This is a genomic window from Pseudomonas sp. BR20 (genome assembly GCF_050780135.1).
Lineage (GTDB): Bacteria > Pseudomonadota > Gammaproteobacteria > Pseudomonadales > Pseudomonadaceae > Aquipseudomonas.
On record NZ_CP172012.1, the window covers coordinates 134421 to 160138 of the forward strand.

Sequence of the window (25718 nt, forward strand, 5' to 3'; positions counted from 1 at the left end):
CTACACCTGTGCAACATGGCGCGCGTGCAATCCACAAATGGGAATTCCCTTTATGAAACGTTTTCTTAGCATCGCCATGGCGTTGTGCATCGGCCTGACGATGAGCCTCGACGCCAACGCCAAACGCTTCGGTGGCGGCAAAAGCTCGGGCGCGGCACCGACTCACCAGACCAGCCAAATGGCTCCATCCGCCGGTGCAGGCGGTGCTGCCGCGACCGCAGGCGCAGCCGGTGCTGCCGGCGCCGCTGCCAAGGCCGGCGGTGCTTCGCGCTGGTTGGGCCCTCTGGCCGGTATCGCGGCCGGTGGCCTGCTCGCTTCCATGTTCATGGGCGGCGGCTTCCAGGGCATGCAGATCTTCGACATCCTGATCATGGCGGTCATCGCCTTCCTGGTCTTCCGTTTCATCGCCGCCCGTCGCCGCAAGCAGCAGGAGCAGCTGGCTCCAGCCGGCGCGCCGATGCAGCGCGAAGTGTTCGAGCAGAAGCCAGCCATGGGTTCGATCTTCGGTGGTTCGGCAGCACCTGCCGCAGCCCGCCCGGTGATCAACGCACCGGCCTGGTTCAACGAAGAGCGTTTCATCGAAGCGGCCCGCAGCCACTTCCAGTCCCTGCAGCAGCACTGGGACGCCAATGAAATGGACAAGATCTCCGAGTTCGTGACCCCACAACTGCTGGAGTTCCTCAAGCGCGAACGCGCCGACTTGGGCGAAGGCTTCCAGTCGACCTATATCGACGACCTGCGCGTGCAACTGGACGGTGTGGATGATCGTGCCGACAAGACCATCGCAACGTTGACCTTCAGCGGCGTGTCGAAGACTTCGCGTTTCGACCAGGGTGAAGTGTTCAGCGAAAGCTGGAACATGGAACGTGCCCCAGGCGACAACCAGCCATGGCTGGTCGCCGGTATCCGCCAGAACGGCTGATACCCACGCGCTTGAGCAAGCCGTAACAAAAAACCCCGGACCTGTCCGGGGTTTTCTATTTCACGGTTGCACTTATAGCAAGCTACTGTATAAAACCCCCCTATAAACCGCGCCATCAGCAAGAGGATCCCGGACGTGGAAGAAATCATCGAACAATTGCGTGAAGCCAACGAACCGGTTCCGGTTCCCCTGGAACTGCCTGATGAAGATCAGTTGGTGGAAATCGAAGAACAGCTGTTCATCGACATCCCGTTTGTCTTTCGCGAGTTCCTGCTGACCGTCAGCGATGTCGTGTACGGCAGCCTGGAGCCGGTGACCGTCACCGACCCGCAGTCGCACACCTACCTGCCGGACGTGGCCGCCAACGCCTGGGATGCCGGTGTTGACCGCAGCATGATCCCGATCTGCCAGGACGGCGACGATTACTACTGCGTCGAAGAAGACGGCACCGTGGTGCTGTGGTCCGGCGAAGAAGAACTCGTCACCGAAGAAACCTGGGAGTCGGTGTGGCACTGGGCGCGGGACGTCTGGCTGGAAAGCTGACACCTGATCCCCCTGGCGAACGGGCTTGCTGTAGTGAGCGGGCTTGTCCCGCGCCGGACCTCGTAGCGGCCCCCACTAGTGCTCCGGCGTATCCTTATGGTTATCCAGCGTCTCCAGCAAGGCGACCTGCATCCGCGTATGCACACGGATGAACCATCGCCAGAGCACGGCCGCCACCGCCGCCGTGACTGCGGCAATCAGCACCAGCAACTTGTTGGTCGGTAGAATACTGGCCGACAAGGCTGCCAATAGCACAAAGATCACCAGCAGCGACAAAATCGGGATCAGCTCCGCAATCACCCGTCGTACCCGCTGAGTATGTCGCCCGGCCATTTCCGGCTTCACACTCATCTCCGCAAGCAACATCGACAGCGCCTTGAGCTTGCGGTACGCCGCAATCAGGAACGGCAGCGACAACAGCAATGCCCCACCCCAGATCAACGCCTTCTGCCAACTTGGATCACTGATCCAACCCTCCAGATACCCGCCAATGCGCACCGCGAAAAAGCTTCCGGCGAAGAAAATCGCGATCACCAACGCCAGGTTAACGCCCACCTGCAGGATGATCTTGCGGATCATCGACGCCAGCATTGCGCCCTCGCCCTGCGGCTGAATACTGCGCAACCATTCGCCGTACATGCCAAACACCCGGCTCATGCGCTTTGGCATCACGGCGGCGATCTTCAATGACAAAGGGTCGGCGCCACGAATCAAGTAGGGCGTGAGCAGCGTCGTAATCGCCGAAACCGCCACCGCCACCGGATACAGAAAGTCACTGGTCACCTGCAAGGTCATGCCCAGCGCGGCGATAATGAAGGAAAACTCGCCAATTTGTGACAGCCCCATGCCTACGCGCAATGAGGTACGGCCGTCATTACCGGCGATAAAGGCACCCAGGCCGCAGGACAGCATCTTGCCCAGCACCACAGCCACAGTGATCACCGCGATCGGCCAGGCGTATTGCAGGAGGATCTGCGGGTCGATCATCAAGCCGATTGCCACGAAGAAGATCGCGCTGAACATGTCGCGAACCGGCTCGATCAGGCGCTCGATCTTCACCAATTGCCGGGATTCGGCCATGATCGCGCCGATCAGAAACGCGCCCAGCACCATGCTGTACTCCAGCTTCACCACCAGCAGGCAGAAACCGAAACACAGGCCCAGTACGGTGATCAGCAGCATTTCGTTGCTTTCGAATTTGGCCACGTAGGCCAACAGGCGCGGCACCAGCAAAATACCGATGACCAACGCGACAATCATGAACAGCGAGAGCTTGCCGACCGTGGAGAACACCTCGCCGGAACTCACCGTACCGCTGACGGCGATGCTCGAGAGCAAGGCGATGATGCCGATGCCGAGGATGTCCTCCACAATCAGCACACCAAAAATCAGTTGGGCGAAGCGCTGGTTTTTCATCTTAAGGTCATTGAGTGCCTTCACGATGATGGTGGTGGAGGAAATCGCCAGGATCGCGCCGAGGAACAGCGAGTCCATGGTGTTCCAGTCGAACCAGCGGCCAATCTCGTAGCCGATCCAGATCATCAGGATGATTTCCAGGAAGGCCGCGATAAACGCCGTGGCCCCCACCTTGAACAGTTTGCGCAGGCTGAACTCCAGGCCCAGGCAGAACATCAGGAAGATGACCCCCAGCTCGGCGAGGGTCTTGATAGTGTCTTCGTCGTGGATCAGGCCGAACGGCGGTGTGTGCGGGCCAATGATGAAGCCGGCGACGATGTACCCCAGCACCACGGGTTGCTTGAGGCGGTGAAACAGGACGGTGACCACCCCTGCCACCAGCATGATCACGGCCAAGTCCTGAATAAAGCTGATGGCGTGCATGGCGAGGGGCTCCTTGAGGGTACTGGCGCTTTTCCCACTTCCGCACGCGCCTTTGAAAAATCGCAAAGTGCGGAAGGAAAAGTCTGCCTTAATCGTAAGAAATGCCCTGAGATGGGCTTTTGAAGGTTAACACCGCGACTTCCGCCGGAAAGCCGGTGCAATATATGGAAACAGATCGGTGAACGCGTGACGGCAAGCCGCCCACCGGCGTCCCGTAAGGGATGGCGCTGCAAAGATCCCAGCACCCGCAGAGGTGCCCCCCAACCAATGCCTACAACCCGTGAGTGTGCTATGGAACCCGGAAACGCCCAGCTGTCGATGACGGTATTGATGACCCCTGACATGGCCAACTTCTCAGGCAATGTCCACGGCGGCACCTTGCTCAAGTACCTCGACGAAGTGGCCTACGCCTGCGCGAGCCGTTATGCCGGTCGCTATGTGGTGACGTTGTCGGTGGATCAGGTGATTTTTCGCGAGCCGATCCATGTCGGCGAGCTGGTGACATTCCTTGCATCGGTCAACTACACCGGCAATACGTCGATGGAAGTGGGCATCAAGGTGGTGACCGAGAACATCCGCGAGCGCTCGGTACGTCATACCAACAGCTGTTTCTTCACCATGGTGGCCGTGGACGACCAGCGCAAACCCGCTGCCGTACCGCCGCTGCAACCGCACAACAGCGAAGACAAGCGCCGGTTCGTGCAGGCCCAGCAGCGCCGGCAGATCCGCCAGGAGCTGGAGAAGCGCTACCAGGAAATCAAGGCTGACGCGCTGTAAGTCCGGGACTGTAAACCCTCCCGCACTTACAGGCTGATCGGCGTCGCCTCGAAACGTACGCGAGGATGGGCGATGCGGTCCTGGGCGCGTACCAGTTCCAACTCGTAACTGGCGCAGGCCTGGGTTTCCAGCAGCACTTCGTGCACCGCCGCGGCCGTGAACTCAAAAGCCGCCAGCAGACTGTCACCCAGCAACACCCGCGCCAGGAACAGCCCCGACGTCAGGTCGCCCACGCCCACCGGCTGGCGCGGGAACGCCAGCAGCGGCCGACGCAGGTGCCAGCTGCCCTCGGCGGTTACCAGCAGCATCTCGAAACCGTCCGGCAACTTGCCCGGGTAATCCAGGTGCTTGACCAGTACCGCCTTCGGGCCACGGGCCAGCAATGCCTTGGCCATGCCCAGGCAGTCGAACAGCGATTGCGGCTTACGCCCGGCAAAGCTGTCCAGTTCCAGTTGGTTGGGGCACAGGAAGTCGGCCATGGCTGCAGCTTCATCCAGCAGGAAATCGCTGACTTCCTGCGGCACGATGCAGCCCTTTTCCGGATGGCCCATCACCGGGTCGCACAGGTACAGGGCCTTGGGGTTGATGGCCTTGATGCGCGCCACACCGGTAAGAATCGCGCGGCCCTGATCCGCACTGCCCAGGTAGCCGGACAGGATCGCATCACAGTTGCCCAGCTCGCCGATGGCGGCAATGCCTTCCACCAGCGCAGGAATCTGCTGCGGCGCCAACACTTCGCCCGCCCACTGACCATACTGCGTATGGTTGGAGAACTGCACCGTGTTCAGCGGCCAGACATTTACCCCGACCCGCTGCATGGGGAACACGGCGGCGCTGTTTCCGGCGTGGCCGAAGACCACATGAGACTGGATCGCAAGCAGATGAGGTGTGCGTTTCATGCGGGGGATTTCCGTAAAGCCATTGAAATTCTGGCCGCGCAGTATGCGACTAAACGCAGCCTGTACGACAGGCCGACGACACAGTTAAGCTGCTCTCACTTTGTTGGAGTTTTTCGCATGCTCACCCTGGGAAACATCTTCGTGTTGATGCTGCTGGCGACCGGCGCCGCCTGGGTATGGCACAACCACGGCCTGCGAGAGCGGGCGCTGGCGCGGGTCAAGCAGCATTGTGCCAAGCTCGATATCGAATTGCTCGACGGCGCCGTGGCGTTGAAGCGCATCGGTTTTGTGAAGGATGCCAACGGTCGGCGGCGTCTGGCGCGTATCTACAATTTCGAGTTCACCGTCACGGGCGAGACTCGTCACAGCGGGACCATCACACAATTCGGCGCCCACAGCGCGCAGATCGAACTGGCGCCCTACCCGTTCGAGGTCAAGGAAGCGCTGCCCAGCGCCAATGTGATCGAGCTGAGCCAATGGCGCCAGGACCACGCCACCAAGAACCGTCAGTAACGGCAGGCAGCCAGTGCGGCCTGCAATGCGGCCACGTCCTGTGGTGCGCTGAAGATCAGTTCGATACGTGAGTCGCGACGCCATTCGCTGGATTGCCAGACGAGCGGGCTGTTATCCACAGCGTTGGCCGAGATCCACCCATCACGGCTGTGGATAACCAGTTTGGCGCGGCGCCACTCAAGCGCTGTCAGCCACAGGTGCAGACGCTCGGAATCGAATTGCTGGCTCGGGTGCCAGCGCCAACCGATACTCCAACCGCCCTCCTGAGCCTGACTCAGGCAGATCGGCACTACTGGATCGCTCCAGATAGCCGGCAATTGAGCCAGCCCTTTAGGCACGGCAAAGTTATCCACAGCAGCTTCAGCCTGTGCATTCAAGCCTGGCAGTTTGCCGAGCGGCACGTGCGCCTGTTGGGTCCAATAAATATCGCGGTCGGGTAGCTGTCGTTCGACGGCCTCGCGTTGCGCAACATCCAGCCCCTCATCCTTGTTCAACACCAACAGTCCGGCACTGGCCAACGCTTCCTGCTGCGCTGGCGGTAAGGGTTTGCCCGCTGCCAGCGCCTGGACATCCAGCACCAGCACACAGGGCTGAACCGCCAGCACCTGCTGCCACGGCGCTTCGCGCAACTGCTTGAGCAACTGCGCAGGATGGCCCAGGCCCGAGGGTTCGATAAACAACCGATCCGGATTGGCCTTACGCAGCAACCGGCCCAGGCCTACCTGGAACGGTGCGCCATTCACACAACAAAGGCAGCCACCGGCAACTTCACCGAGGGCAATGCCGTCGTCATCCAGGGTCAGCAGTGCAGCGTCCAGGCCGATCTGGCCAAACTCGTTGATCAACACCGCCCAGCGCTCGTTGGCCGGGCGTTGGGCGAGCAGGTGCTTGATCAGGCTGGTCTTGCCGGCGCCCAAGGGCCCGGCAATTACGTGGGTGGGAATGTTCTGCAGCATGAGTGCCATCGTTCGGACCGTGTAGAACGTTTGATCCTACGCGGTTACGCGAGCCAATCCAGCGTCAGAATCAATCGGCGCTCATCCGCTTTCAGCGCCGGGGAGCGATGGATCAGGCCGTGGTCTTCGTTGCCATGCCATTTAGTGCCTTTGAGCAGCGCCACTTCACCGCACTGGATCTGTTCGATGCGCTGGCTCGGTTCGGCGTCCGATTGGCTGAGCTTGCGGCGGTCCATCACCCCTTCGCGCAACCACTGGCTGCCGATGCCGGCATAGGTGGTGATCAGCCGCACCGGCACATGGTCAACGTGAAAGCGCGGGCACATGGCTTTATCCAGCAACCGCAGGCGCACACCGATGCGCTTGGCGCCGAGCAGGCACGCAAAGGCGCTGACCAGCCACGACACATCGGCGATAAAACCTTCGTAGCCTTCAAGATCGCGGTAACTGGGCGCCAGACCGCGCAAGTTCGGCTCGGCGTCTTCGCTGTTGAGTTCGATCACCAAGGACTCGGCCAACGGCTCATTGAGCGCCACCAGCAAAGCGCCGAACTCGGCGATATGCAACGGCAATTGACGCTGCCACAGCGCCAGGTTCACGCCGTCTTCGAGAATTTCGGACAGCGCCAGCGGGGTGTCACCACGGGTCTGGCGAACCACGGGGCGCAAGGGGATAACCGGTGCCAGCATCAGGCGGCCTCTTCGTACCAGGGACCAAACGGATCAGCCAGCAGGCGCCAACCTTCGACGCCCAGGGCCATTTCTTCATCGGTGAGCAAGCACGCGTCCAACTCGGCACGCATCCGTGCGAAGTCGATGTTCTGTCCGATAAACACCAGTTCCTGACGGCAGTCGCCGGTACTGAGCTGCCAGTTACCCATGATTGCCGCGACGCTTTCTTCGTCTTGGGGCCATTGGCTTTTCGGCACAAAGCGCCACCAGCGTCCGGCAAACCCGTGGCGCATCAAGCCACCGGCCTGGGACCAACTGCCCGCATCCTGATGCTTGCTGGCCAGCCAGAAAAATCCCTTGGAACGCAGCAATTTACCGTTGACCCAAGGCCGGTCGATAAAGTCGAAGAAGCGTTGCGGATGGAAGGGACGCCGTGCGCGATAAGCGGTGGACGCGATGCCGTACTCTTCGGTTTCCGGCACATGTTCACCACGCAACTCCTGCAACCAACCTGGCGCTTGCGCGGCGCGTTCGAAGTCGAAGCGGCCGGTGTTGAGGATCTTGTTCAGCGGCACTTCGCCCATGACCATCGGGATGATTTCCGCCTGGGCATTGAGGCGCTCAAGGATCGCCATCAGCTCTTCGCGCTCGCAGCTGCTGATCAGGTCGATCTTGCTGATCAGGATCACGTCGGCGAATTCGATCTGCTCAATCAACAGGTCGGTGATCGAGCGTTCGTCCTCCTCTCCGAGGGTTTCGCCCCGTGAGGCGAGGCTTTCGGCAGCCTGGTAGTCGAGCAGGAAGTTCATGCCGTCGACCACGGTGACCATGGTGTCCAGGCGCGCGATGTCGGCCAGGCTTTGCTCGTTTTCATCACGGAAGGTGAAGGTTTCAGCCACCGGCAACGGCTCGGAGATACCGGTGGACTCAATCAACAGGTAATCGAAGCGACCTTCCTTGGCGAGTTTTCCGACTTCTTCGAGCAAATCTTCACGCAAGGTGCAGCAGATACAGCCGTTGCTCATCTCCACCAGTTTTTCTTCGGAACGGTTGAGGGTGACGTCACGCTGCACCTCGCTGCCGTCGATGTTGATTTCGCTCATGTCGTTGACGATCACCGCCACGCGCAGGTTTTCGCGGTTGCGCAGGACGTAGTTGAGCAGCGTGCTTTTACCGGCGCCGAGAAAGCCGGACAACACGGTAACGGGGAGACGATTGGGCATCAGGTAATCCTCATCAGGGTTGGCCGGTCAAATCGCCCGTTTATGGCGTTCGCGCAGCTCTTGACGTTCTTTGGCTTCGATACACAGGGTGGCGGTGGGGCGCAGCAGCAGACGTTGCAGGCCGATGGGCTCGCCCGTTTCGCGGCACCAGCCGTACTCGCCACGGGCGAGCAGTTCGAGGGCGTCGTCGATCTTGTCGAGCAGCTTCTTTTCCCGCTCCAGCAAGCGCAGTTGCCACTGGCGCTGTTCTTCGGCGCTGCCCACATCGGCCGGATCGCTGTTGGGCTCCTGCTCGCGCAGTAACAGGAATTCGCCCTCGATGCGCGCTTGCAGTTCATTGCGCTGAGCCAGCAACAGTTCGCGGAAAAAGCCCTGCTGGGCTTCATTCATATAGTCGGCGGGCGGTTGGGCCAGCAGGTCTTGTTCGGTCATAGGGAATGGGTCACGGGTCAGGCTGTGCTTTAATGTTATAGTATAACAATACAAATAAGCCAATCCCCCTTGCTCGTTGCGACGAAGGGCGCAATGCTTGAACACTTCCCAGCCCCCGAGACCCCTTATGAAATACCTGGTGTGCGCCCTGTTACTGGCAGCGGCAGGGCCTGCCTGCGCCCAAGCGCCAAGCTTGCTGGCCAATTGCACGCGCAGCGCCAACCTGTTGGCCTGTGTGGACCCGCTGGGCAATGCCTACAGCGTAGCGACGGTGGGCACCACCACGTATTTGCGCGGTTTCGAGGTGGTCGGTAAACGTTATTGGGCACAAACCAACAGCCGCTACGGGCAACTGACGTTCTTTACCGGCCTGGCGTCGGATGGGGAGGCATGGGTCGGCTACACGCGGCGGGTGGGCTGGACCACGATCAACCGGTTTTCCAGCTCCGGAGGCGCCACTGCCAAATTCACGTGCAGCCGAATTACCGGCTGTTAGGCCTGAGCGTTCTTCTGTTCCTGCACCCAGGCCATGTAGCTGTTCATCGGCGGGTTCTTCTGGAAGTATTTTTTCAGGCCTTCGAACAAGCCATCCGCAACCGCTTGTTGATGGCGCGCCGTCACCAGGCGCTGGGCGTCCTGGGCGTTGGAGATAAAGCCGGTCTCCACCAGGATCGACGGCACATCCGGTGACTTGAGCACCGCGAACCCCGCCTGTTCCACACGTTTCTGATGCAGGCTGGTGATGCTTTGCAGGCTCCCCAGCACCGAGCTGCCCAGTTGCAGGCTGGAAGCGATGGTGGCGTTCATCGACATATCAAGAATCACCCCGGCCAGCATCGGATCCTTATCCTTGAGATTGAGCAACGTGGTGGCGCCCAGCAAATCCGCGCCGTTTTCGCGCTGGGCCATAAAGCGCGCCGTGGCCGAGGTCGCGCCGCCCTCCGACAGCGCATACACCGAGGCGCCCGAGGCCGTGAGCCGTGGCGCGGCATCGGCATGCACCGAGATGAACATATCGGCCTTGTGCTGACGGGCGATGTCCACGCGCTTGCGCAGCGGCACAAAGAAGTCGTCGTTACGCACAAGTTTCACGTCAAAACCCTTCTCGCGTTTCAAGCGCTTGGCCAGCAGTTGGGCGATCGACAGCACCACATCTTTTTCGCGCTGACCCTTGGACCCGACAGCACCGGGGTCTTTGCCGCCGTGGCCGGGGTCGACCACCACAATGATGTCGCGCTTGGGGTGCGCCTTGTCCACCGAAGCCACCAAGGGCACGGCTTCAGCAGCGATTTGACGCGGTGCACGGGTGGCGCTGGTCAGGTCCAGCACAAGGCGATGCCCCTGCCCGTCCTGAGGCGGCAATACAAAGCTGTTGAGCTGCATCGGCGCGGCCAGGTCAAGCACGATGCGTGTATCCGCCTTGCCGAAATGCCCCGAGCGAATCGAGGTGATCCCGCTGTTCTTCAGCTCAAGTTGAGAAAAGTCACCACTGAGGCCTGCGCCGCTCAGGTCGATGATCAGGCGTTCCGGGGCAGTCAGGGAGAACGTCTTGTATTGCACTGGGCCGCTAAGGTCGAACACCAGCCGCAGCTTGTCGTCCGAGCGCCACAGGCGTGCATTGCGGATCTGGGTCGCGTGGGCGGCGAACGGCAAAGCAAACAAAGGGCTGGCCAGGAGCAGGCGGAGGAGCTGACGTCTGTGCATGACAAATACCGCGAATAAAGGAGCGTCCGTACTCGACATGACTGAAAAAAGGTCGGGGCAGAAAATTCATCGTCGACTCTACTGTTATACTATAACATGTCGAATTATTTCCAACGATGGACCTGCTTATGAATGCGCTGACTCTGCCGGATATTGCCGCGCAGGCTTCACGCCAAGCCTTGCCACTCGACTGGGTGGGCATGTGCGGCATCGCCCTGCCGATCCTCATCGATGGCCAGCGCCTGACCGCCACCGCCGATGCGGGCGTCAGCCTGGATGACGGCAGCGCCCGTGGCATTCATATGTCACGCCTTTACCTGGCGCTGGAGATGCTCGACCACCAGCCCATTACACCTGCACTTCTGCGCAATGTACTGCAGCGGTTTCTCGACAGTCATGAAGATTTATCTAAGAACGCCTACCTGCGTCTGCACACGAATTTACTGCTGAAACGCCCCGCGCTGGTCAGCCCACTGGCCGGCTGGAAGGGCTACCCGGTGAGCATCGAGGCGCGCCTGGAAAACCAGATGTTCCACGTGGAACTAAAAATTGACGTTACCTATTCTTCAACCTGCCCCTGTTCCGCTGCCCTCGCCAGGCAGTTGATTCAGCAGCAATTTCTTCAAGACTTCGGTAACACGCCGTTGCTGCATGAAGACGTATTGACCTGGCTCGGCAGCGCTAACGGTATCGTCGCCACGCCCCACAGCCAGCGCAGCAGCGCGCAGTTGCACGTGCACCTGCAAGGCGATCACCTGCCACTGACCGAGCTGATCAACGCTGCCGAAGCCGCCCTCGGCACCGCCGTACAAACCGCCGTAAAACGCGCGGACGAACAAGCCTTCGCCCTGGCCAACGGGCAGAACCTGATGTTCTGCGAAGACGCCGCACGCCGCCTTAACCTCGCCTTGAAACGCTCGGATGCCGTCAAAGCCTTCCACCTCAAAGTGATCCACGCCGAAAGCCTGCACGCGCACGATGCCGTGGCTGAAAGTCGCTGGACGAGAAACCCTGCATGATCACCTGCACCGCTTTGCGCTGGGGCGCCCCCGGCCAACCGCTCACTCCCGCCGTGGATTTCACCCTGGAAAAAGGTAGCCTCACCGGAGTGATCGGCCCCAACGGCTGCGGCAAAAGCAGCCTGCTCAAAGTCATCGCTGGCCTGCAAAAACCGTTGGCGGGCAAAGTGACCGTGGATGTTCCACGCCGAGGTGGCCTGTCGTTCCTACCCCAGCAACAGCACCTCGACCGTCAGTTCCCCATCAGCCTGCAAGAACTGGTCGCCGCCGGTTTATGGGGCACACGGCTCACCACGCAACAACGCAGCGAACGCCTGCAAGCGGTACTGGAAGACTGGTGCCTCAGCGGTCTGGAACAGCGCTCGCTGATGGCGCTGTCAGGCGGCCAGCTACAACGCGCATTGCTCGCTCGCATGAGCCTTGCCGAGTCGCCAGTGTTGCTGCTTGACGAGCCCCATGCCGCTCTGGATGAAGAAGGCCAAGCGCTGTGCTGGAACCATATCCACGCCTGGCACGCCGAAGGCCGAACGTTGGTGGTGGTGTGCCATGACCTGGCCTCCGTACGCCATCACACCCAGCAAGTAGTGCAAATCAAAAGCAGTGGCTGTGTGTTCGGCCCCAGCAAAGAGTTGATCCGCCCACAGCCGCACATGCAGGTGGCCTGATGCACTTCGCCGCCCACCTGTGGATGCCCTTCCTCGACTTCGTCTTCATGCGTCGCGCCCTGATCGGCGGGCTGGTGCTCGCCTGCAGCACCGCTCCGCTCGGGGTATTTCTGATCCTGCGCCGCATGAGCTTGATCGGTGACGCCGTCGCCCACGGCATATTGCCCGGCGCCGCACTGGGCTTCTGGTTCGCGGGCTTGAGCCTGCCCGCGCTGACCATCGGCGGCCTGGGCGCGGGCCTGAGCATGGCCGGTCTGTCGGCGTGGATCACCCGCCGCACCGGCCTGCGCGAAGACGCCAGCCTTGCCGCTATCTATCCCATCTCCCTCGCCGCCGGCGTATTGATCCTGGGCCTGGCCGGCAAGCGCCTGGACCTGCTGCACCTGCTGTTCGGCTCTGCCCTGGCCGTCGACGAAACCACCCTGACCGGCATGCTCTGGGTCTCCGGGTTCAGCCTGATCGCCATGGCGCTGATCTACAAACCGCTGCTGCTGGACACCCTCGACCCGCTGTTCCTGCAAACCGTCAGCCGCCTTGGCCCCCTGGCCCACGGCTTGTTCCTGACCCTGGTGGTACTGAACCTGGTGATTGGCTTCCAAGCCATCGGCGCCTTGATGGTGGTGGGATTGATGATGTTGCCGGCCATCGCTTCACGCTTCTGGAGCCGGCGCCTGCCGGTGTTGATCGCTGTATCGGCGGTGCTGGGATGCCTGTCGGTGTGGTTGGGTTTATTGCTGTCGTTCTACTTCTCGCTGCCCAGCGGCCCGGCGATTGTGCTGGTGGCTGGCGGTGGGTACCTGCTGTCCGTGGTCTTCGGTCCGGTGCACGGCTTGCTGCGCCGCCCGCCTTTGCTTACATCCCAATGAGGTGTTTCCCGATGCGCGCTCTACTCGTGCTGTTCAGTCTGCTGCTGCCGCTGTCGATGGCCCAGGCCGCCGACAAACTCCAAGTGGTTACCAGCTTCAGTATTCTCGATGACATCACCCACCAGATCGGTGGCGAGCACATCCAGATCAGCAACATGGTCGGCCCCGACGCCGATGCCCACACCTACGAGCCAACCCCGGACGATGCCAAGGCGCTGCTCAAGGCCAAGGTGATCATCAAGAACGGCCTGGGCTTCGAGCCATGGCTGGATCGCCTGGTCACCAGCACCGAAACCAAGGCCACGGTGGTCACCGCCAGCAAAGGTGTGATCTCCCACACCATGGAGGAAGACGGCGAAACCATCCCCGACCCGCATGCCTGGCACAACCTGGCCAACGCCGAAATCTATGTGAACAACATCACCAAGGCGCTGGTAGCTGCCGACCCGGCCAACAAGGCCGACTACCTGCGCAACAGCCAAGCCTACCTGAAGGAAATCTACCGCCTGCTGGCCGAAGCCAAGACCAAATTCGGCGCGCTGCCGCCGGGTAACCGTCGCATCGTTACCTCCCATGACGCCTTCGGCTACCTGGGCCAGGCCTATGGCATCCAGTTCCTGGCACCGCAAGGCCTGTCCACCGAACGTGAACCGTCGGCCGCCGAAGTCGCCGCGCTGATCACCCAGATCCGCAAAGACAAGGTCAAGGCCGTGTTCATGGAAAACATCAAGGACTCGCGCCTGCTCAAGCAGATCGCCGATGAAAGCGGCGCGCAGATTGGCGGCACGCTGTACTCCGACGCCCTGGCTGCAGAAGGGCCGGCGAGCACCTTCACCGGGCTGTTCGAATACAACCTCAACACCCTGTGCGCAGCGTTGAGCAAGCCATGACCCTGAGCATGCTCGAACTGGAAGGGGCTGCCGTCGGCAGCCGCTTTCCACTCGCAGCCGTGCTCGACGCCCTGCCGTGGAACAGCGACGGCCTGATCGCCGCCATCGCCCAGCAACACGGCAGCGGCGAAGTGTTGATGCTGGCCTGGATGAATCGCCAGGCCCTCAACGAAACACTGGCTACCGGGCAGGTCTGCTATTGGTCGCGCTCGCGCCGACAGCTGTGGCGCAAAGGCGAAAGCTCGGGCCACTGGCAACAGTTGGTGGAAGCGCGCCTGGATTGTGACGGCGACGCGGTACTGCTGATCGTCGACCAGCAAGGCCCGGCCTGCCACACCGGCCGCCACACCTGTTTCTACAACGCCATCGACGGCGCCTACGTTCACATCATTACGGAGCCAGTTGCATGATCCGCAAGAACCCTTCCGGCGATCTGCCGGTGATTGCCGAATCGGCCTACGTCGACAAGACCGCGATCATCTGCGGCAAAGTCATCATCGGCGAGAACGTGTTTGTCGGCCCCTACGCCGTGATCCGCGCCGACGAAGTCGACGCCAGCGGCGCCATGGACCCGATCACCATCGGCGCCAATTCCAATATCCAGGACGGCGTGGTCATCCACTCCAAGTCCGGCGCGGCGGTGACGATAGGAGCATTTACATCCATCGCGCATCGCTCCATCGTCCACGGCCCCTGCACCGTCGGCGACCGCGTGTTTATCGGTTTCAACAGCGTGCTGTTTAACTGCGCCGTCGGCGATGGGTGCGTGGTACGCCATAACTCGGTGGTCGACGGCCGTGACTTGCCCGTCGCCTTCTACGTGCCCTCCACCACCCGTATCGGGCCGAATACCGACTTGTCGCAATTCCCGCCGGTGAGCGTCAGCGCCTCGGAGTTTTCCGAAGACGTGGCACGTACCAACGTCGACCTGGTGCGCGGTTACAAAGCCCTGCAAAACGAGTTCTGAGCCATGAGCCGCCTGCTGATCCGCAATGCCCGCCTGGTGAATGAAGGCCAGGAGTTCGATGCCGACGTGCTGGTCGTCAATGGCCGTATCGAGAAGATCGCCAGCAGTATCGAGGGGAACACCGCGCCGGTGGCCATCGACGCCCAAGGCCAGTGGCTGCTGCCGGGCATGATTGACGATCAGGTGCATTTTCGCGATCCGGGCGCGCCGGACAAGGGCAGCTTCTACAGCGAGTCCCGCGCGGCCGTGGCTGGCGGCATTACCAGCGTGATGGACATGCCCAACACCCAGCCCGCCACGCTGAACCTGGAAGCCCTGGCCGATAAAAAGCGCCGCGCGGCCCTGCACTCGGTGGCCAACTACGGCTTTCACTTCGGCGTCAGCAACGACAACCTCGACACCGTCGCCGCCCTCGACCCACGCGAAGTGGCCGGGGTCAAAGTGTTCATGGGCGCCTCTACCGGCAATATGCTGGTGGACGATCCACGAATCCTGGAACGGCTGTTTGCCGAAGTGCCGACCATTCTGCTGGCCCACTGCGAACACACGCCGAGCATCCAAGCCAACGAGCAGCGCATGCGTGAGCGCTTTGGTGACAAGATCCCCGCCGTTGCCCACCCGCTGATCCGTGATGCCGAAGCCTGCTATCGCTCATCCTCCTTCGCCGTGGAATTGGCCAAGCGTCACGGTACACGCCTGCACGTGCTGCACCTGACCAGTGCCCGCGAGCTGGAATTGTTCGAAGACAAACCGCTGGCGCAAAAACGCATTACCGCTGAAGTCTGCGTGCATCACCTGCTGTTCGATGACCACGACTATCACCGCCTCGGCCACCAGATCAAATGCAACCCTGCGATCAAGACCCGCGCCGACCGCGACGCCCTGCGCCTGGCCTTGCTGAGTGATCGTCTGGATGTGATTGGCACTGACCATGCGCCGCATACCTGGGCGCAAAAACAGTTGGGGTATCGTGAAGCGCCCTCGGGTTTACCCCTGGTGCAACACGCGCTGCCTGCGCTGTTGGAGTTGGTGGCCGATGGGCTGCTGCCCCTGGCCACTCTGGTGGCCAAGACCAGCCACCGTGTCGCCGACCTGTTTGCCATCCCCGACCGGGGTTATCTACGCGAAGGGTACTGGGCCGACCTGGTGCTGATCAAACCGGAGCCCGAGGGAAAGCCGGTCAGGGACGAGCCGATTCTTGCCCGCTGTGGCTGGACGCCGTTCGCCGAACGTCGCTTTCGCCACAGTGTGAGCACCACCTTGGTCTGCGGCCACCTGGCCTGGCACAACGGCCAGGTGGTCGACAGCTGCCAGGGTTTACCCCTGCATTTCCTAAGGTAGGAGCGCGCTTGCTCGCTCCTATTAAGCGCGAGGCTTGACCGTACCGCAATCGGTGCCCAGCCATTGGGCGTGGGTATCCAGGCTGCCCTTCTGCTGAACGCCGGTGGCATTGAAGGTACCGTTGACGGTGGTGGTGAATTCTTTCTGGCTCTGGAAGGTAGCGACGCCGGTGCCCTGGGCTTTCGGGCAACTGAAACGGAATTTCCACTGGTTACCGGTCTTGTCGGTCACTTCCTGTTTGCAGCCCGATTGCGGGTCGGTCAGGGGGATTGAATCAGAGGCGACTTGTGCCGGGGTGAGGCACACCTGCACGCCTTTGCCGGCCATGGTGATGCCTTGCTTTTCCAGCATGGCGCGCTGTTCGGGGGTCATCTGTTGCTTGAGCTGACCGAGGATCAGCGACAGGTCCGGCAGGTCCTGGTTATCGACTTTCATGTTGCTGGTGGTCAATTCCCACAAGCCCGGCGCCAGCATCTGCGCCTGCGCTGCAACCGGCAACGACAAACCAACAACCATGGCCAAACCAAGCAGACGAGCATTCATCGGGTAACTCCTGGGCAATTGTGGGCGTTAGACGCCGCAAAAGTGCCAGTGTTGCACGGCAAATAAAATAGCGACATTCGCAGCCGTTCATGGTCTGTTAGGCATTGGATTGCCTGGAGTACCGTCGTCCATGGATTTCTTTGGCCCGCACCTGCTCGCCTACTTCATCGCCACGCTGCACTTTCTCGGGACCCTCGCCGCGATCCACGCGGTGCTGACTGTCAGGACCGCCCAAGGCTCGATCGCCTGGGCCCTGTCGCTAATGTTCATGCCCTACCTCACGCTGATCCCCTACCTGATTTTTGGCCGCAGCACCTTCGACGCGTACATCCAGGCTCGCCGCCAGGCCAATCAGGAAATGCACACCGCCATCGCCGAGCTGAACTGGCGCCCATGGGTCGAAGAAGCCCTCGCCGCGCGTAATTCCAGCGCCTACGCTTCACTGCGTGCCATGCCCAAACTGGGCCGCATGCCGTGCCTGGCTAACAATGAAGTGCGTTTGCTGATCAATGGCGACGCCACCTTCGGTGCGATCTTCGAGGCCATCCGCAACGCACAAACCGCCGTGCTGTTTCAGTTCTTCATCATCCATGACGATGAACTCGGCCGTCAGTTACAGGCTTTGTTGAAGGAAAAGGCTGCCCAAGGCGTGGGCATCTACGTACTGTACGACCGTATCGGCAGCCATGCCCTGCCCCATCGCTACGTGCAATCGCTGCGCGACGCCGGGGTGCAGGTCAAGGCATTCGCCACCCGCAGCGGTTGGCTCAATCGTTTCCAGGTCAACTTCCGCAACCATCGCAAGATCGTGGTGGTGGACGGTGTCACCGGGTTTGTCGGTGGGCACAATGTGGGCGATGAATACCTGGGCAAAAAACCGCCGCTGGCGCCGTGGCGCGATACCCATGTGCAAGTTACCGGCCCGGTAGTGGCGTGCCTGCAGGAGTCGTTTGCCGAGGACTGGTTCTGGGCCGCGCGCGAGCTGCCGCCGCTGATCCTGCCGGACGCCTACCCCGAAGACGGCGTGCTATGCCAATTGCTCGCCAGCGGCCCGGCCGACCCGTATGAAACCTGTTCGCTGTTTTTCGTCGAGGCTATCCACGCGGCAACCGAGCGCGTGTGGATCACCAGCCCGTATTTCATCCCCGACGAAGCGGTCTTCGCCGCCCTGCGCCTGGCGGTCCTGCGCGGGGTGGATGTACGCCTGCTGCTGCCATCGCGGCCCGACCACCGCATCGTGTACGCCGCGTCCAGCCTGTATGCGATCGAAGCGGTGCGCGCCGGTGTCCGGGTGTTCCGCTACACGCCGGGTTTTCTGCATCAGAAGGTGGTGTTGGTGGACAGCGAGATCAGCGCCATCGGCAGTGCAAACATGGATAACCGTTCGTTCCGGCTGAATTTCGAAGTGATGTTGCTGACGGTCGACGAAGCCTTCGCCAGGCAGGTGGAACTGATGCTGCTGGACGACTTCGCGCAGGCCCATGAAGTGAGCCAGGAAGAAAGCCGCGAGACCCGCCGCCTGCAACAACTGGGCATGCGGGTGGCGCGCTTGATCTCACCGATTCTCTAACAGCCAATGCGGTAAAAAATGTGGGAGGGAGCTTGCTCCCGAGAGCGGGTGGTCAGTCAACTGGTGGCGACTGCTATACCGCTATCGGGAGCAAGCCCCCTCCCACATTTGGATCTCCACCTTTCTGGAACATCAGCTCAACGATAGATGTCTTCCCGCGTCCACGGCAGTTCATGGCTGCCATCCGCGTGAGGCTTCACCGCGAGGATCTGGTGCAGGTTGATCCAGCCCCGCGCAAACGCATAAGCACACCCGGCCAGGTACAGCCGCCAGATGCGCAACGCTTGCTCCGGCACCAGCTTCGCCGCCGCTTCCAGGTTGTCTTCCAGGCGCTCGCTCCAATGGTCCAGGGTGCGCGCGTAATGCAGGCGCAGGCTTTCGACGTCGACCACTTCCAGCCCGACTTCACTGATCTCAGCGGTCATCATCGCCAAATGGGGCAGTTCGCCGTTGGGGAACACATACCGCTCGATAAATTCCCCAGCGCCACGGCCCACGGGCCGGCCGTCGGTGTGCTTGGCGGTAATGCCATGGTTCATCACCAGGCCGCCTTCGCGAACGGCACCAAACAGGGTCCTGCAGTATTGCGCCAGGTTGGCGTGGCCGACGTGTTCGAACATGCCCACGCTCACCACTTTGTCGAAACGACCATCCTGGGGCAGATCGCGGTAGTCCAGTAGTTGCAGGTCGACCTGGTCTTCCAGGCCCTCCGCTTTCACCCGCTCCTTGGCCAACGCCAGCTGTTCCTTGCTCAGGGTGATACCAAACACTTTCACCCCGAACTCACGCGCCGCAAACCGCGCCAGCCCGCCCCAGCCACAGCCTACGTCGAGCAGGTATTCGCCTGGCTGCAAACGCAGTTTGCGGCACAGGTGGCGGAATTTGTCTTGCTGGGCCTGGTCGATGGATTCGCTGCCGGTTTCGAAATAACCGCAGGAGTACGCCATGTCCTGGTCCAGCCATAGCTGGTAGAACGCGTTGGACAGGTCGTAATGGTAGGAAATAGCCGCGGCGTCAGTGGCCTTGTCGTGGATCGAGCGCACCGGCAGACTCCTGCCGTCGTCCTCGACCAGGGCATGACTCAACTCATCACAGACCCGGATCACTTCGCTGATTGAACCTTCCAGCTCCAGTTTGCCCTCGACGAAGGCTTCACCCAACGAGTCGAGTGTGGGATGGGTCAGTTGGGGCACGACCGTGGGGTCCTTCACCACGATGGTCACACTGGGCTCGGGGCCCAAGCTGAATTCATGGCCATCCCAGAGTCGAAGACGCAGCGGCAGCTGTAGATTCTGTAAGGCCGGTGGAAGTTGCGCGAGCATGAGTAATCCCCCCTTGTTTCAGACGTCTGGAATGAGGGTAGACCATCCCGAGAAAAAGTAGGAGGCTATCGATTTGATAGCGTTCTTCTATGGGGCTCGGCGCTGGAGCAAACCGTCCTGGATCCACTGTTTCAGCCATGTCACCGCTTGCAGTGGTGCACCCTCTCCATAAGTGACTGCCAACTCTGCACACAGTTCTGAAAAATCCCAGCCGGTGGTCACCATCCCCGCCAAGGCGCAGGCCTCGAAGGGTTCCAGGCTGCGGTAACGGCATACATTCTGGTGGCGCCACACCACGCAGATGTGTGCGGGATCAAGCACCTCGCTGCCTGGGAAACTGGATTTATCCTTGCTGGATCGCCAGATCGCCAGCGTGTTGAAGCGGCAGAGTAACTGCTGCACTGAAGGCGCCAGGTTGACCTGTAGACCCGGCCATTCTTCGGCAGGCAACAACGCCATGTCATCCAGCGTCAGCAACCGCCCTTCGGGCGCGTCAAACGCCAGGGTGAACGCCCACTCCAACCGCGCCAGCTCGGCCAGCGGCGCGCTTTGTTCGGCCACCAGATGCTCAAGGATAAACGCCGCAAACCGCTCCCCCAGCCAGCGCAAACTGTAATGCGCAGAGGGATGGCGGCGCACATAGGCTTCACTCAGCAACGCAAACTCATCATCCCCCAGCCAATACCGGATGGCACCGAAGTCATGTCGCAGCACGTCCTGCAACCGCGAGAGGTAGGCATTGTGATAAATCGCCAGGCCCGTTTCCACATCCAGTGTCGGCCCACCAAGCAACGTGGCGGCGAAATCACTGCTGGCAACCGGCGTCTCGGATAACAGATGCTGTTCAAAAGCCAACTGCCAATCGGTCAGGCGCATAACGCTCTCCTGGCCAGGGCGGTGGCCCCCAGTTCGCGGGCCTTGCTCAACTCGGTGAGCAGTTCTTCGAGCGGCGGGAAATGGTCATCGCGCTCCAACAATGTCGAGACCGGCCCCACATGCTCCAGGGTCTGTTCATACAGCGCCCACACCGGATCGCACACCGGATGGTCGTGGGTATCGACCACGTAGTCGCCGTAATCCATATGCCCCGCCAAATGCAGCTGGCGGATGCTGTCGGGCGGCAGGTTGCGGATGAAGGTCCAGGCATCGAAGCCATGGTTGCGCGCACTGACATACACATTGTTAACGTCCAGCAGCAACTGGCAGCCCGACAGGTGGGCCAGGGCATTGAGGAATTCCCATTCGGTGAATTCATCCGCCTTGGCACGCACATAGCTGGAGACGTTTTCCAGCACCAGCGGGCGCTGCAACACATCCTGCACTTGGCGAACGCGAGCAGCCACGTGGTAGAGGCTTTCTTCGGTGTAAGGCAGGGGCAGCAGGTCGTGCAACTGGTGCGCGCTGCCACGGCTCCAGCACAGGTGATCGGAAATCCACGCCGGCTGGATGCGCTCGGCCAGGGATTTGATTTGCTTCAGGTAATCGATATCGAGGGCATGAGGCCCACCAATGGACAGGGACACGCCGTGCATCACCAGAGGATAGCGCTCGGCTATTGCGTCCAGGTAGTACAAGGCCTTGCCGCCCTGAACCAGATAATTCTCGGAGATCACTTCGAACCAATCCACCGGCGGCGATTGTTCAAGGATCTGTTGATAGTACTCACTGCGTAAACCCAGGCCGTAACCAAGGCTCGGAAGGGAAACAGGCATAGGACACTCCAGGGAAAAGTGTCCGCAGCGGTGGGTGCAGCCGCTGCGGTTGCACTCGGTGGCCGGTTACTCGCCGACGGTGCCGCCTTTCTGGTCGCACATGGCCTTGCTCATGGACAGGAAGCCCTGGCCCTTGCAAGCTCCCTGGCCTTTGCAGGCGTGGTCTTTGGTCTTGCAATCGTTCTGGCCTTTGCAGGCGTTGACGCCATAGCAGTGAACGGTGGCGTCTGCGGCTTGTACCTGGGTAGCAACACCAGCAAACATGGTGGCGGCGGCCATCGCCAGCGCAGCACCAGCAGCAGCGGATTTAATCTTCATTCTCGTATTCCTCATGATAGGTAGTGGGTCGGTCTAAACGGATTGCCCAGTCTCGACACAGCACTAGAGTGAGGCCCCACATCGGCGTTACAGCCGTGTGCAAATATTCCCGAAAATTAATCCTCAAGCTTCGACAGCGGTTCCTGAAACCGCAGCAAACGCCCGGCATTGCCCAGTACCAGCAAGGTGCTGAGGTTATGCAACACCGCCGCAATCATTGCCCCCGCAGCACCCAACCAGCCAAAGGCAGCAAACACCACGATGGCCAACGTCCAGCCCAGGCCGATGACCACGTTGACCTGCAACGTACGCCGGCACTGGCGACTCAAGCGCACACAGGTGCCCAGGCGCCGCAGGTCGCTGCCGATCAACACCACATCCGCCGAGGCCAGCGCAATGTCCGCCCCGCCCGCGCCCATCGCCACCCCAACCACGCCAGCCTTGAGCGCCAGGGAATCGTTGATCCCATCACCGACCACCATGGGCCGGAAGCCGCTGCCGATTTCCCCCAGCACGCGGTTGAGCTTGTCCTCGGGCAATGCCTGGGCTTCGACATCGCTGATGCCCACCTCCAGCGCCAGGCTGTCGGCCACGCTTTGACGGTCGCCAGTGAGCAGCAGTTGGCGACCCAGGCCCAAATCCCGCAACTCTTGCAGGGCTTGGCGCGCCTCCGGCTTGACGCTGTCGGCCAGCAGCAGCCAGGCCAGAAACTGCCCGTTCAGGGCCAGCCCGGCAATCGGGCCGTCATGGTTCGGCACGGCGGTGGTGACAATACCCAATTGCTCGAACAACTCGGGACGGCCCAACGCCGCTTCGCCCTGCTCGGTCTGTGCCACAACGCCCAAGCCCTGGCGCTCGCGAATATCCGTGAGCGCCAGCATTTGCGCCTGAGTCGCCAACCCCGCCAACGCACGGCTGACCGGGTGGCTGCTGGCCGAACCAAGGCTGGCCGCAAGGTTGAGCAGCGCCTGGCGGTCGGTCGACGAGGTCTCGATGGACTGCAAACGCAGGGTGCCAAAGGTCAGGGTGCCGGTCTTGTCGACCACCAAAGAGGTCAGGTCCGCCAACTCTTCGAGGAACGCCGAGCTGCGAATCAGGATCCCATGCCGGGCCGCGACGGCGATGCCGGCAATCGCCGTCGCCGGTGCCGACAGCACCAGGGCGCAAGGGCACGCCGCCACCAGCACCGCGAGCATCGCCTGGGCGTCATTGGTCACAAACCAGGTCACTGCCGCCAGCAGCAACACCAACACCATATAGCTGCCCGCGTAACGCTCCAGCAGCCGCGTGATGGGCGGCTTGGAACGTTCGGCGTTCTGCATCAGCGCGATGACTTTGCCCAGGGTCGACTCATTGCCGGTACGCGTCACTTGCAGGCGCAACAGGCCATCGAGGTTGATCGCCCCGCCAAACACCTGCACACCCACACTGGCTTCCAACGGCACCGACTCGCCCGTAATCGGCGCCGTGTCCAGGCTCGCCTGGCCCGACAGCACCACGCCATCGGCAGGCACGCGATCACCGGCACGCACTTCGACGATATCGCCGGTGCTCAGCGTGCCGTTATCCACTTCGATGATGCTGCCGTCAGCCTGCACCCGCCGCGCATGGCTACGGGTCAGTTTACCCAGGGCATGAATCGCCTCCTGGGAGCCGATCACGCTGCGCTCTTCCAATACGTGGCCGAAGATCATGATGATCGGCAGCAGCGCGGCGGTCAGCAGATCGCCGGTGGCCCAGGCACCGAGCATCGCCAGGGCGATCAGTTGGTCGGTAATGCCATGCAGGCTGGGAAAACGCAGGCTGTACCAGGCCGAACGCATCACCGGCACCGCCACCAGTAACGAGGCGACACCGAGCAGCAACTGGCTGACGCCCGCCTGGTCCGGCGCCAGCCAGCGCCATACCAGGCCCAGCGTCAGCAAGCCCAGGGCGAGCATGGCCAGGGTCAATTGCCGGGCAGCGCTGCGCTGTTCGGCGGAGGTCAGCATGGGTGCGCTCATTGTTCGGCTCCCTGGATGATCAAGCGGGAGTCGTCTTTAGGATCGACCGTGGTCACCGAACCGGCCTGGCCGAGAATCTTCGGCATACGCTCGCGGTACAGGCGCAACAGCAAGCCCGGGTCTTTGACCTGGGCCAGGCTGGCGACCGTGGCGGTTTGCGCCTGGGCATTGGCCAGGCGTTCGCTGGCCTGGGCGTGGGCGACCTGCACCAGGCGGTCGGCCTGCTGGTTGGCGGTCTGGGTGAGTTTTTCCGCTTCGGTCCGGGCGTTTGCCACGGCTTTGTCGGCTTGTTGACTGGCGGTGAGTACGGCGTTGAACGCGTTCACCGCCGGGCCCGGCAGGCTCGATTGCACATCCACCCGCGTCACCTCGATGCCCAACCCCAGGCCGGTGGCGGCCAACTCGGCCAGGCGCTTGTTGATGCCTTGCACCAAGTCACCCCGCAGCCGCTCGCGACGCTCGGCGGCGCCGTTGTCGGTGCCGATCAATTCGGGGCGCGCCACCAGGATCGTGTCCAGATCGCGCGCGGCCGTCAGGGCCACGGCGCTGCGGGTCACCAGGCGATCCAGGGCAGGCAGCACATGCGCGCCCTGCAACACAAAGGCGTAGGGTTCGGTGACCTTGTAGAACACCCGCACATCCAGCTGCACCACTCCGGCATCGCCGGTCAGCAAATAGCCGGAGCCGGCCAGGGCGTCGCTCAAGGGCGTGGCGAAACTGGCCACGCGATCCGCCTGCACCGCCGCATCGGAACGCAACAGGTTCTCCACCCGACGCTCGATCACCCGGTCGGCCGCCGGCAATAACACCACCTGCTCGAACGGCTGCGGCCAGGCCAGCAGCAGCCCGGCATTCTGGATGCGGTCGAGGGCGCCGAAGTGCAGCACCACGGCGCGGTTCTGCGGGTCGATCTGCCGCACATTGGAAAACGCCCACGCCAACGCCGCCAACACGGTCACCGCGTACAACGCCAGGAACGTCAGGCGCCCGGCCTGGATCCAGGGGCTGTCCGGGCTGTCACGCTCGGTCATGGCTGAACGTCCTTGGGCCCGTCCACCAACGCGCGAAAGGGTGCGGCGTCGGTGCGCAGGATGATCTTGGTGCCGGGGGTCACGACCGTGCCCAAGGTGTCCAGGGAGCGCAGCAGGTTATACAGCTGCGGATTGCCGGCATAGGCACGCCCATAAATCTGCGCGGCCTCGACCCGTGACTGGGCTTCGATGTCGGCGGCTTTCACCGTGGCGTCGGCCTGCACGATGCGCGCGTCACGCTCAGCCGCGGAGCGAATCTGCGCGGCCTCGCGCTTGCCCACGGCCGTGCGTTCGGTGGCGATGGTTTCACGCTCGGCACGCATGCGGTCGACGGTGGCGGTCAGCGTGACCGACGGCAACGTCAGGCGCTCGATCCCTACCTGCACCACACGCACGCCATAGGTGGTGAGCAATTGTTGATCAATCTGCTGGCGCAACTGCGCCTCGAAATCAGCGATGCGCACCTGGCTGGCGTCGGTGTTGATCAAGCTGGACAAATCAAAACTGGCCGCCGTGGTTTCCAGCGCCGAGCCGACGAATGTGCGGATCTGCCGCGCCGCCTCATCCGGCTGGTTCTGCACCGCGCGCATAAAGCGCTGCACATTGTCGGCATCGCCCTGCACCTGCCACGCCACATAGGCCTGCACGATAATCCGCAGGCCGTCGCGCGTGCCGACATCCTGCAAGCCGCTGGAGGTGGTGCGCAGGCGCAAGTCCACCGGGATCGCCGCTTCGAACGGCGCCGGCCAACGCCAGCCCAGGCCCGGTTCCAGCAACACCCGCGACGGGTTGCCAAAGCGGGTAATCACCGTGGCCTCGCCGGAGCGCACCTGCACCAGGCTCGCCGCCGCCACCGCAAACAGCACCAGCAACACCGCCCAGGCCATGCGACGCCAAGGGAAAGGACCCGCCGCCTGTTCATCACCATGATGATGGTGATGGTGGCCGTGGTGGTGACCATGATCGTGAGAATGAGCGCTCAACAGACAGAC

Annotated in this window: 28 protein-coding genes; 13 read left to right on the plus strand and 15 right to left on the minus strand. The window is 61.9% G+C overall.

The features are described 5' to 3' along the window. Positions 1-52: 52 nt before the first annotated feature. Positions 53-922, plus strand: a complete 870-nt coding sequence (locus ACHPFG_RS00580) for a Tim44 domain-containing protein (RefSeq protein WP_431701326.1) — start codon at positions 53-55, stop codon at positions 920-922. Between the two features lie 135 nt (positions 923-1057). After that, complete coding sequence (locus tag ACHPFG_RS00585) at positions 1058-1465, plus strand: SMI1/KNR4 family protein (protein WP_017739032.1); 408 nt, start codon at positions 1058-1060, stop codon at positions 1463-1465. Between the two features lie 75 nt (positions 1466-1540). Here ACHPFG_RS00585 and ACHPFG_RS00590 read toward each other — a convergent pair whose 3' ends face one another. Beyond that, the gene (locus ACHPFG_RS00590) at positions 1541-3304 is read right to left on the minus strand and encodes a cation:proton antiporter (protein ID WP_431701327.1); all 1764 of its coding nucleotides are present in this window, start codon (positions 3302-3304) and stop codon (positions 1541-1543) included. Between the two features lie 291 nt (positions 3305-3595). Between ACHPFG_RS00590 and ACHPFG_RS00595 the strand changes: the two genes are divergently transcribed. Continuing rightward, positions 3596-4081 (plus strand): acyl-CoA thioesterase, encoded by a 486-nt coding sequence (locus tag ACHPFG_RS00595; RefSeq protein ID WP_003177014.1) that lies wholly within the window; start codon positions 3596-3598, stop codon positions 4079-4081. A gap of 26 nt (positions 4082-4107) precedes the next feature. On the opposite strand, the gene pdxY is transcribed toward ACHPFG_RS00595, so the two are convergent. Continuing rightward, a complete protein-coding gene (pdxY, locus tag ACHPFG_RS00600; RefSeq protein WP_027608215.1) occupies positions 4108-4980 on the minus strand; it encodes a pyridoxal kinase PdxY in 873 nt (290 codons plus the stop codon). Positions 4981-5097: 117 nt separating this feature from the next. Here pdxY and ACHPFG_RS00605 point away from each other — a divergent pair, with 117 nt between their 5' ends. Further along, positions 5098-5493 (plus strand): DUF3301 domain-containing protein, encoded by a 396-nt coding sequence (locus ACHPFG_RS00605; RefSeq protein WP_065926772.1) that lies wholly within the window; start codon positions 5098-5100, stop codon positions 5491-5493. Here ACHPFG_RS00605 and ACHPFG_RS00610 read toward each other — a convergent pair. The 4 genes from ACHPFG_RS00610 to dksA are packed head-to-tail and all read right to left on the minus strand — an operon-like array spanning position 5487 to position 8775. Then, the gene (locus tag ACHPFG_RS00610; protein ID WP_431701328.1) at positions 5487-6449 is read right to left on the minus strand and encodes a CobW family GTP-binding protein; all 963 of its coding nucleotides are present in this window, start codon (positions 6447-6449) and stop codon (positions 5487-5489) included. The two genes, ACHPFG_RS00605 and ACHPFG_RS00610, sit on opposite strands and share 7 nt — an antisense overlap. A gap of 44 nt (positions 6450-6493) precedes the next feature. Then, positions 6494-7138 carry a DUF1826 domain-containing protein gene (locus tag ACHPFG_RS00615; RefSeq protein WP_431701329.1) on the minus strand — a complete coding sequence of 215 codons (645 nt, stop codon included), beginning with the start codon at positions 7136-7138 and terminating at the stop codon, positions 6494-6496. Continuing rightward, a complete protein-coding gene (gene zigA, locus ACHPFG_RS00620) occupies positions 7138-8343 on the minus strand; it encodes a zinc metallochaperone GTPase ZigA (RefSeq protein WP_340052756.1) in 1206 nt (401 codons plus the stop codon). Before zigA ends, ACHPFG_RS00615 begins: the two co-directional genes overlap by 1 nt. 27 nt (positions 8344-8370) lie before the next feature. Next, positions 8371-8775, minus strand: coding sequence for an RNA polymerase-binding protein DksA (gene dksA / locus ACHPFG_RS00625; protein WP_431701330.1), 405 nt, complete (start codon positions 8773-8775; stop codon positions 8371-8373). Positions 8776-8902: 127 nt separating this feature from the next. Between dksA and ACHPFG_RS00630 the strand changes: the two genes are divergently transcribed. Further along, positions 8903-9271 carry a hypothetical protein gene (locus ACHPFG_RS00630; protein ID WP_053127519.1) on the plus strand — a complete coding sequence of 123 codons (369 nt, stop codon included), beginning with the start codon at positions 8903-8905 and terminating at the stop codon, positions 9269-9271. On the opposite strand, the gene ACHPFG_RS00635 is transcribed toward ACHPFG_RS00630, so the two are convergent. Beyond that, positions 9268-10479 carry an N-acetylmuramoyl-L-alanine amidase gene (locus ACHPFG_RS00635; RefSeq protein ID WP_431701331.1) on the minus strand — a complete coding sequence of 404 codons (1212 nt, stop codon included), beginning with the start codon at positions 10477-10479 and terminating at the stop codon, positions 9268-9270. The genes ACHPFG_RS00630 and ACHPFG_RS00635 overlap by 4 nt on opposite strands. Before the next feature lie 128 nt (positions 10480-10607). Here ACHPFG_RS00635 and folE2 point away from each other — a divergent pair, with 128 nt between their 5' ends. From folE2 to ACHPFG_RS00670, 7 genes are read left to right on the plus strand one after another with little or no spacing between them, the layout of a single operon-like run. Further along, positions 10608-11498: a GTP cyclohydrolase FolE2 gene (gene folE2 / locus ACHPFG_RS00640; protein ID WP_431701332.1), complete on the plus strand. Its 891-nt coding sequence runs from the start codon at positions 10608-10610 to the stop codon at positions 11496-11498. Next, complete coding sequence (locus ACHPFG_RS00645) at positions 11495-12163, plus strand: metal ABC transporter ATP-binding protein (RefSeq protein WP_431701333.1); 669 nt, start codon at positions 11495-11497, stop codon at positions 12161-12163. The genes folE2 and ACHPFG_RS00645 overlap by 4 nt, the downstream gene beginning before the upstream one ends. Further along, positions 12163-13029 carry a metal ABC transporter permease gene (locus tag ACHPFG_RS00650; RefSeq protein ID WP_053127510.1) on the plus strand — a complete coding sequence of 289 codons (867 nt, stop codon included), beginning with the start codon at positions 12163-12165 and terminating at the stop codon, positions 13027-13029. Before ACHPFG_RS00645 ends, ACHPFG_RS00650 begins: the two co-directional genes overlap by 1 nt. A gap of 11 nt (positions 13030-13040) precedes the next feature. Continuing rightward, positions 13041-13919: a metal ABC transporter substrate-binding protein gene (locus ACHPFG_RS00655; RefSeq protein ID WP_340052759.1), complete on the plus strand. Its 879-nt coding sequence runs from the start codon at positions 13041-13043 to the stop codon at positions 13917-13919. Further along, on the plus strand, positions 13916-14329 hold the full coding sequence (gene hisI / locus ACHPFG_RS00660) for a phosphoribosyl-AMP cyclohydrolase (protein WP_083236315.1): 414 nt from the start codon (positions 13916-13918) through the stop codon (positions 14327-14329). The genes ACHPFG_RS00655 and hisI overlap by 4 nt, the downstream gene beginning before the upstream one ends. Next, positions 14326-14886, plus strand: coding sequence for a DapH/DapD/GlmU-related protein (locus tag ACHPFG_RS00665; protein ID WP_131697719.1), 561 nt, complete (start codon positions 14326-14328; stop codon positions 14884-14886). Before hisI ends, ACHPFG_RS00665 begins: the two co-directional genes overlap by 4 nt. Positions 14887-14889: 3 nt before the next feature. Further along, positions 14890-16227, plus strand: a complete 1338-nt coding sequence (locus ACHPFG_RS00670; RefSeq protein WP_259244266.1) for a dihydroorotase — start codon at positions 14890-14892, stop codon at positions 16225-16227. A 21-nt stretch (positions 16228-16248) separates the two neighbouring features. On the opposite strand, the gene ACHPFG_RS00675 is transcribed toward ACHPFG_RS00670, so the two are convergent. Further along, complete coding sequence (locus ACHPFG_RS00675; RefSeq protein ID WP_092355965.1) at positions 16249-16770, minus strand: DUF3617 domain-containing protein; 522 nt, start codon at positions 16768-16770, stop codon at positions 16249-16251. 130 nt (positions 16771-16900) lie between these two features. Here ACHPFG_RS00675 and cls point away from each other — a divergent pair, with 130 nt between their 5' ends. Beyond that, positions 16901-18340 (plus strand): cardiolipin synthase, encoded by a 1440-nt coding sequence (cls, locus tag ACHPFG_RS00680; RefSeq protein ID WP_431701334.1) that lies wholly within the window; start codon positions 16901-16903, stop codon positions 18338-18340. Between the two features lie 137 nt (positions 18341-18477). On the opposite strand, the gene cfaB is transcribed toward cls, so the two are convergent. The 7 genes from cfaB to hflC form a co-directional block, all read right to left on the minus strand. Further along, positions 18478-19662: a C17 cyclopropane fatty acid synthase CfaB gene (gene cfaB / locus ACHPFG_RS00685; RefSeq protein WP_431701335.1), complete on the minus strand. Its 1185-nt coding sequence runs from the start codon at positions 19660-19662 to the stop codon at positions 18478-18480. An 87-nt stretch (positions 19663-19749) separates the two neighbouring features. Then, positions 19750-20538: an HvfC/BufC N-terminal domain-containing protein gene (locus tag ACHPFG_RS00690; protein ID WP_281112400.1), complete on the minus strand. Its 789-nt coding sequence runs from the start codon at positions 20536-20538 to the stop codon at positions 19750-19752. Next, positions 20529-21374, minus strand: coding sequence for an MNIO family bufferin maturase (bufB, locus tag ACHPFG_RS00695; protein ID WP_431701336.1), 846 nt, complete (start codon positions 21372-21374; stop codon positions 20529-20531). The genes ACHPFG_RS00690 and bufB overlap by 10 nt, the downstream gene beginning before the upstream one ends. Before the next feature lie 66 nt (positions 21375-21440). Next, positions 21441-21692 carry a BufA2 family periplasmic bufferin-type metallophore gene (bufA2, locus tag ACHPFG_RS00700; RefSeq protein WP_065937926.1) on the minus strand — a complete coding sequence of 84 codons (252 nt, stop codon included), beginning with the start codon at positions 21690-21692 and terminating at the stop codon, positions 21441-21443. A 116-nt stretch (positions 21693-21808) separates the two neighbouring features. Then, complete coding sequence (locus ACHPFG_RS00705) at positions 21809-23695, minus strand: cation-translocating P-type ATPase (protein WP_431701337.1); 1887 nt, start codon at positions 23693-23695, stop codon at positions 21809-21811. After that, entirely contained in the window at positions 23692-24726 is a 1035-nt protein-coding gene (gene hflK, locus ACHPFG_RS00710) for a protease modulator HflK (protein WP_092355974.1), read from the minus strand. Before hflK ends, ACHPFG_RS00705 begins: the two co-directional genes overlap by 4 nt. Then, positions 24723-25712 carry a protease modulator HflC gene (hflC, locus tag ACHPFG_RS00715; protein WP_167655939.1) on the minus strand — a complete coding sequence of 330 codons (990 nt, stop codon included), beginning with the start codon at positions 25710-25712 and terminating at the stop codon, positions 24723-24725. Before hflC ends, hflK begins: the two co-directional genes overlap by 4 nt. Positions 25713-25718: the final 6 nt, after the last annotated feature.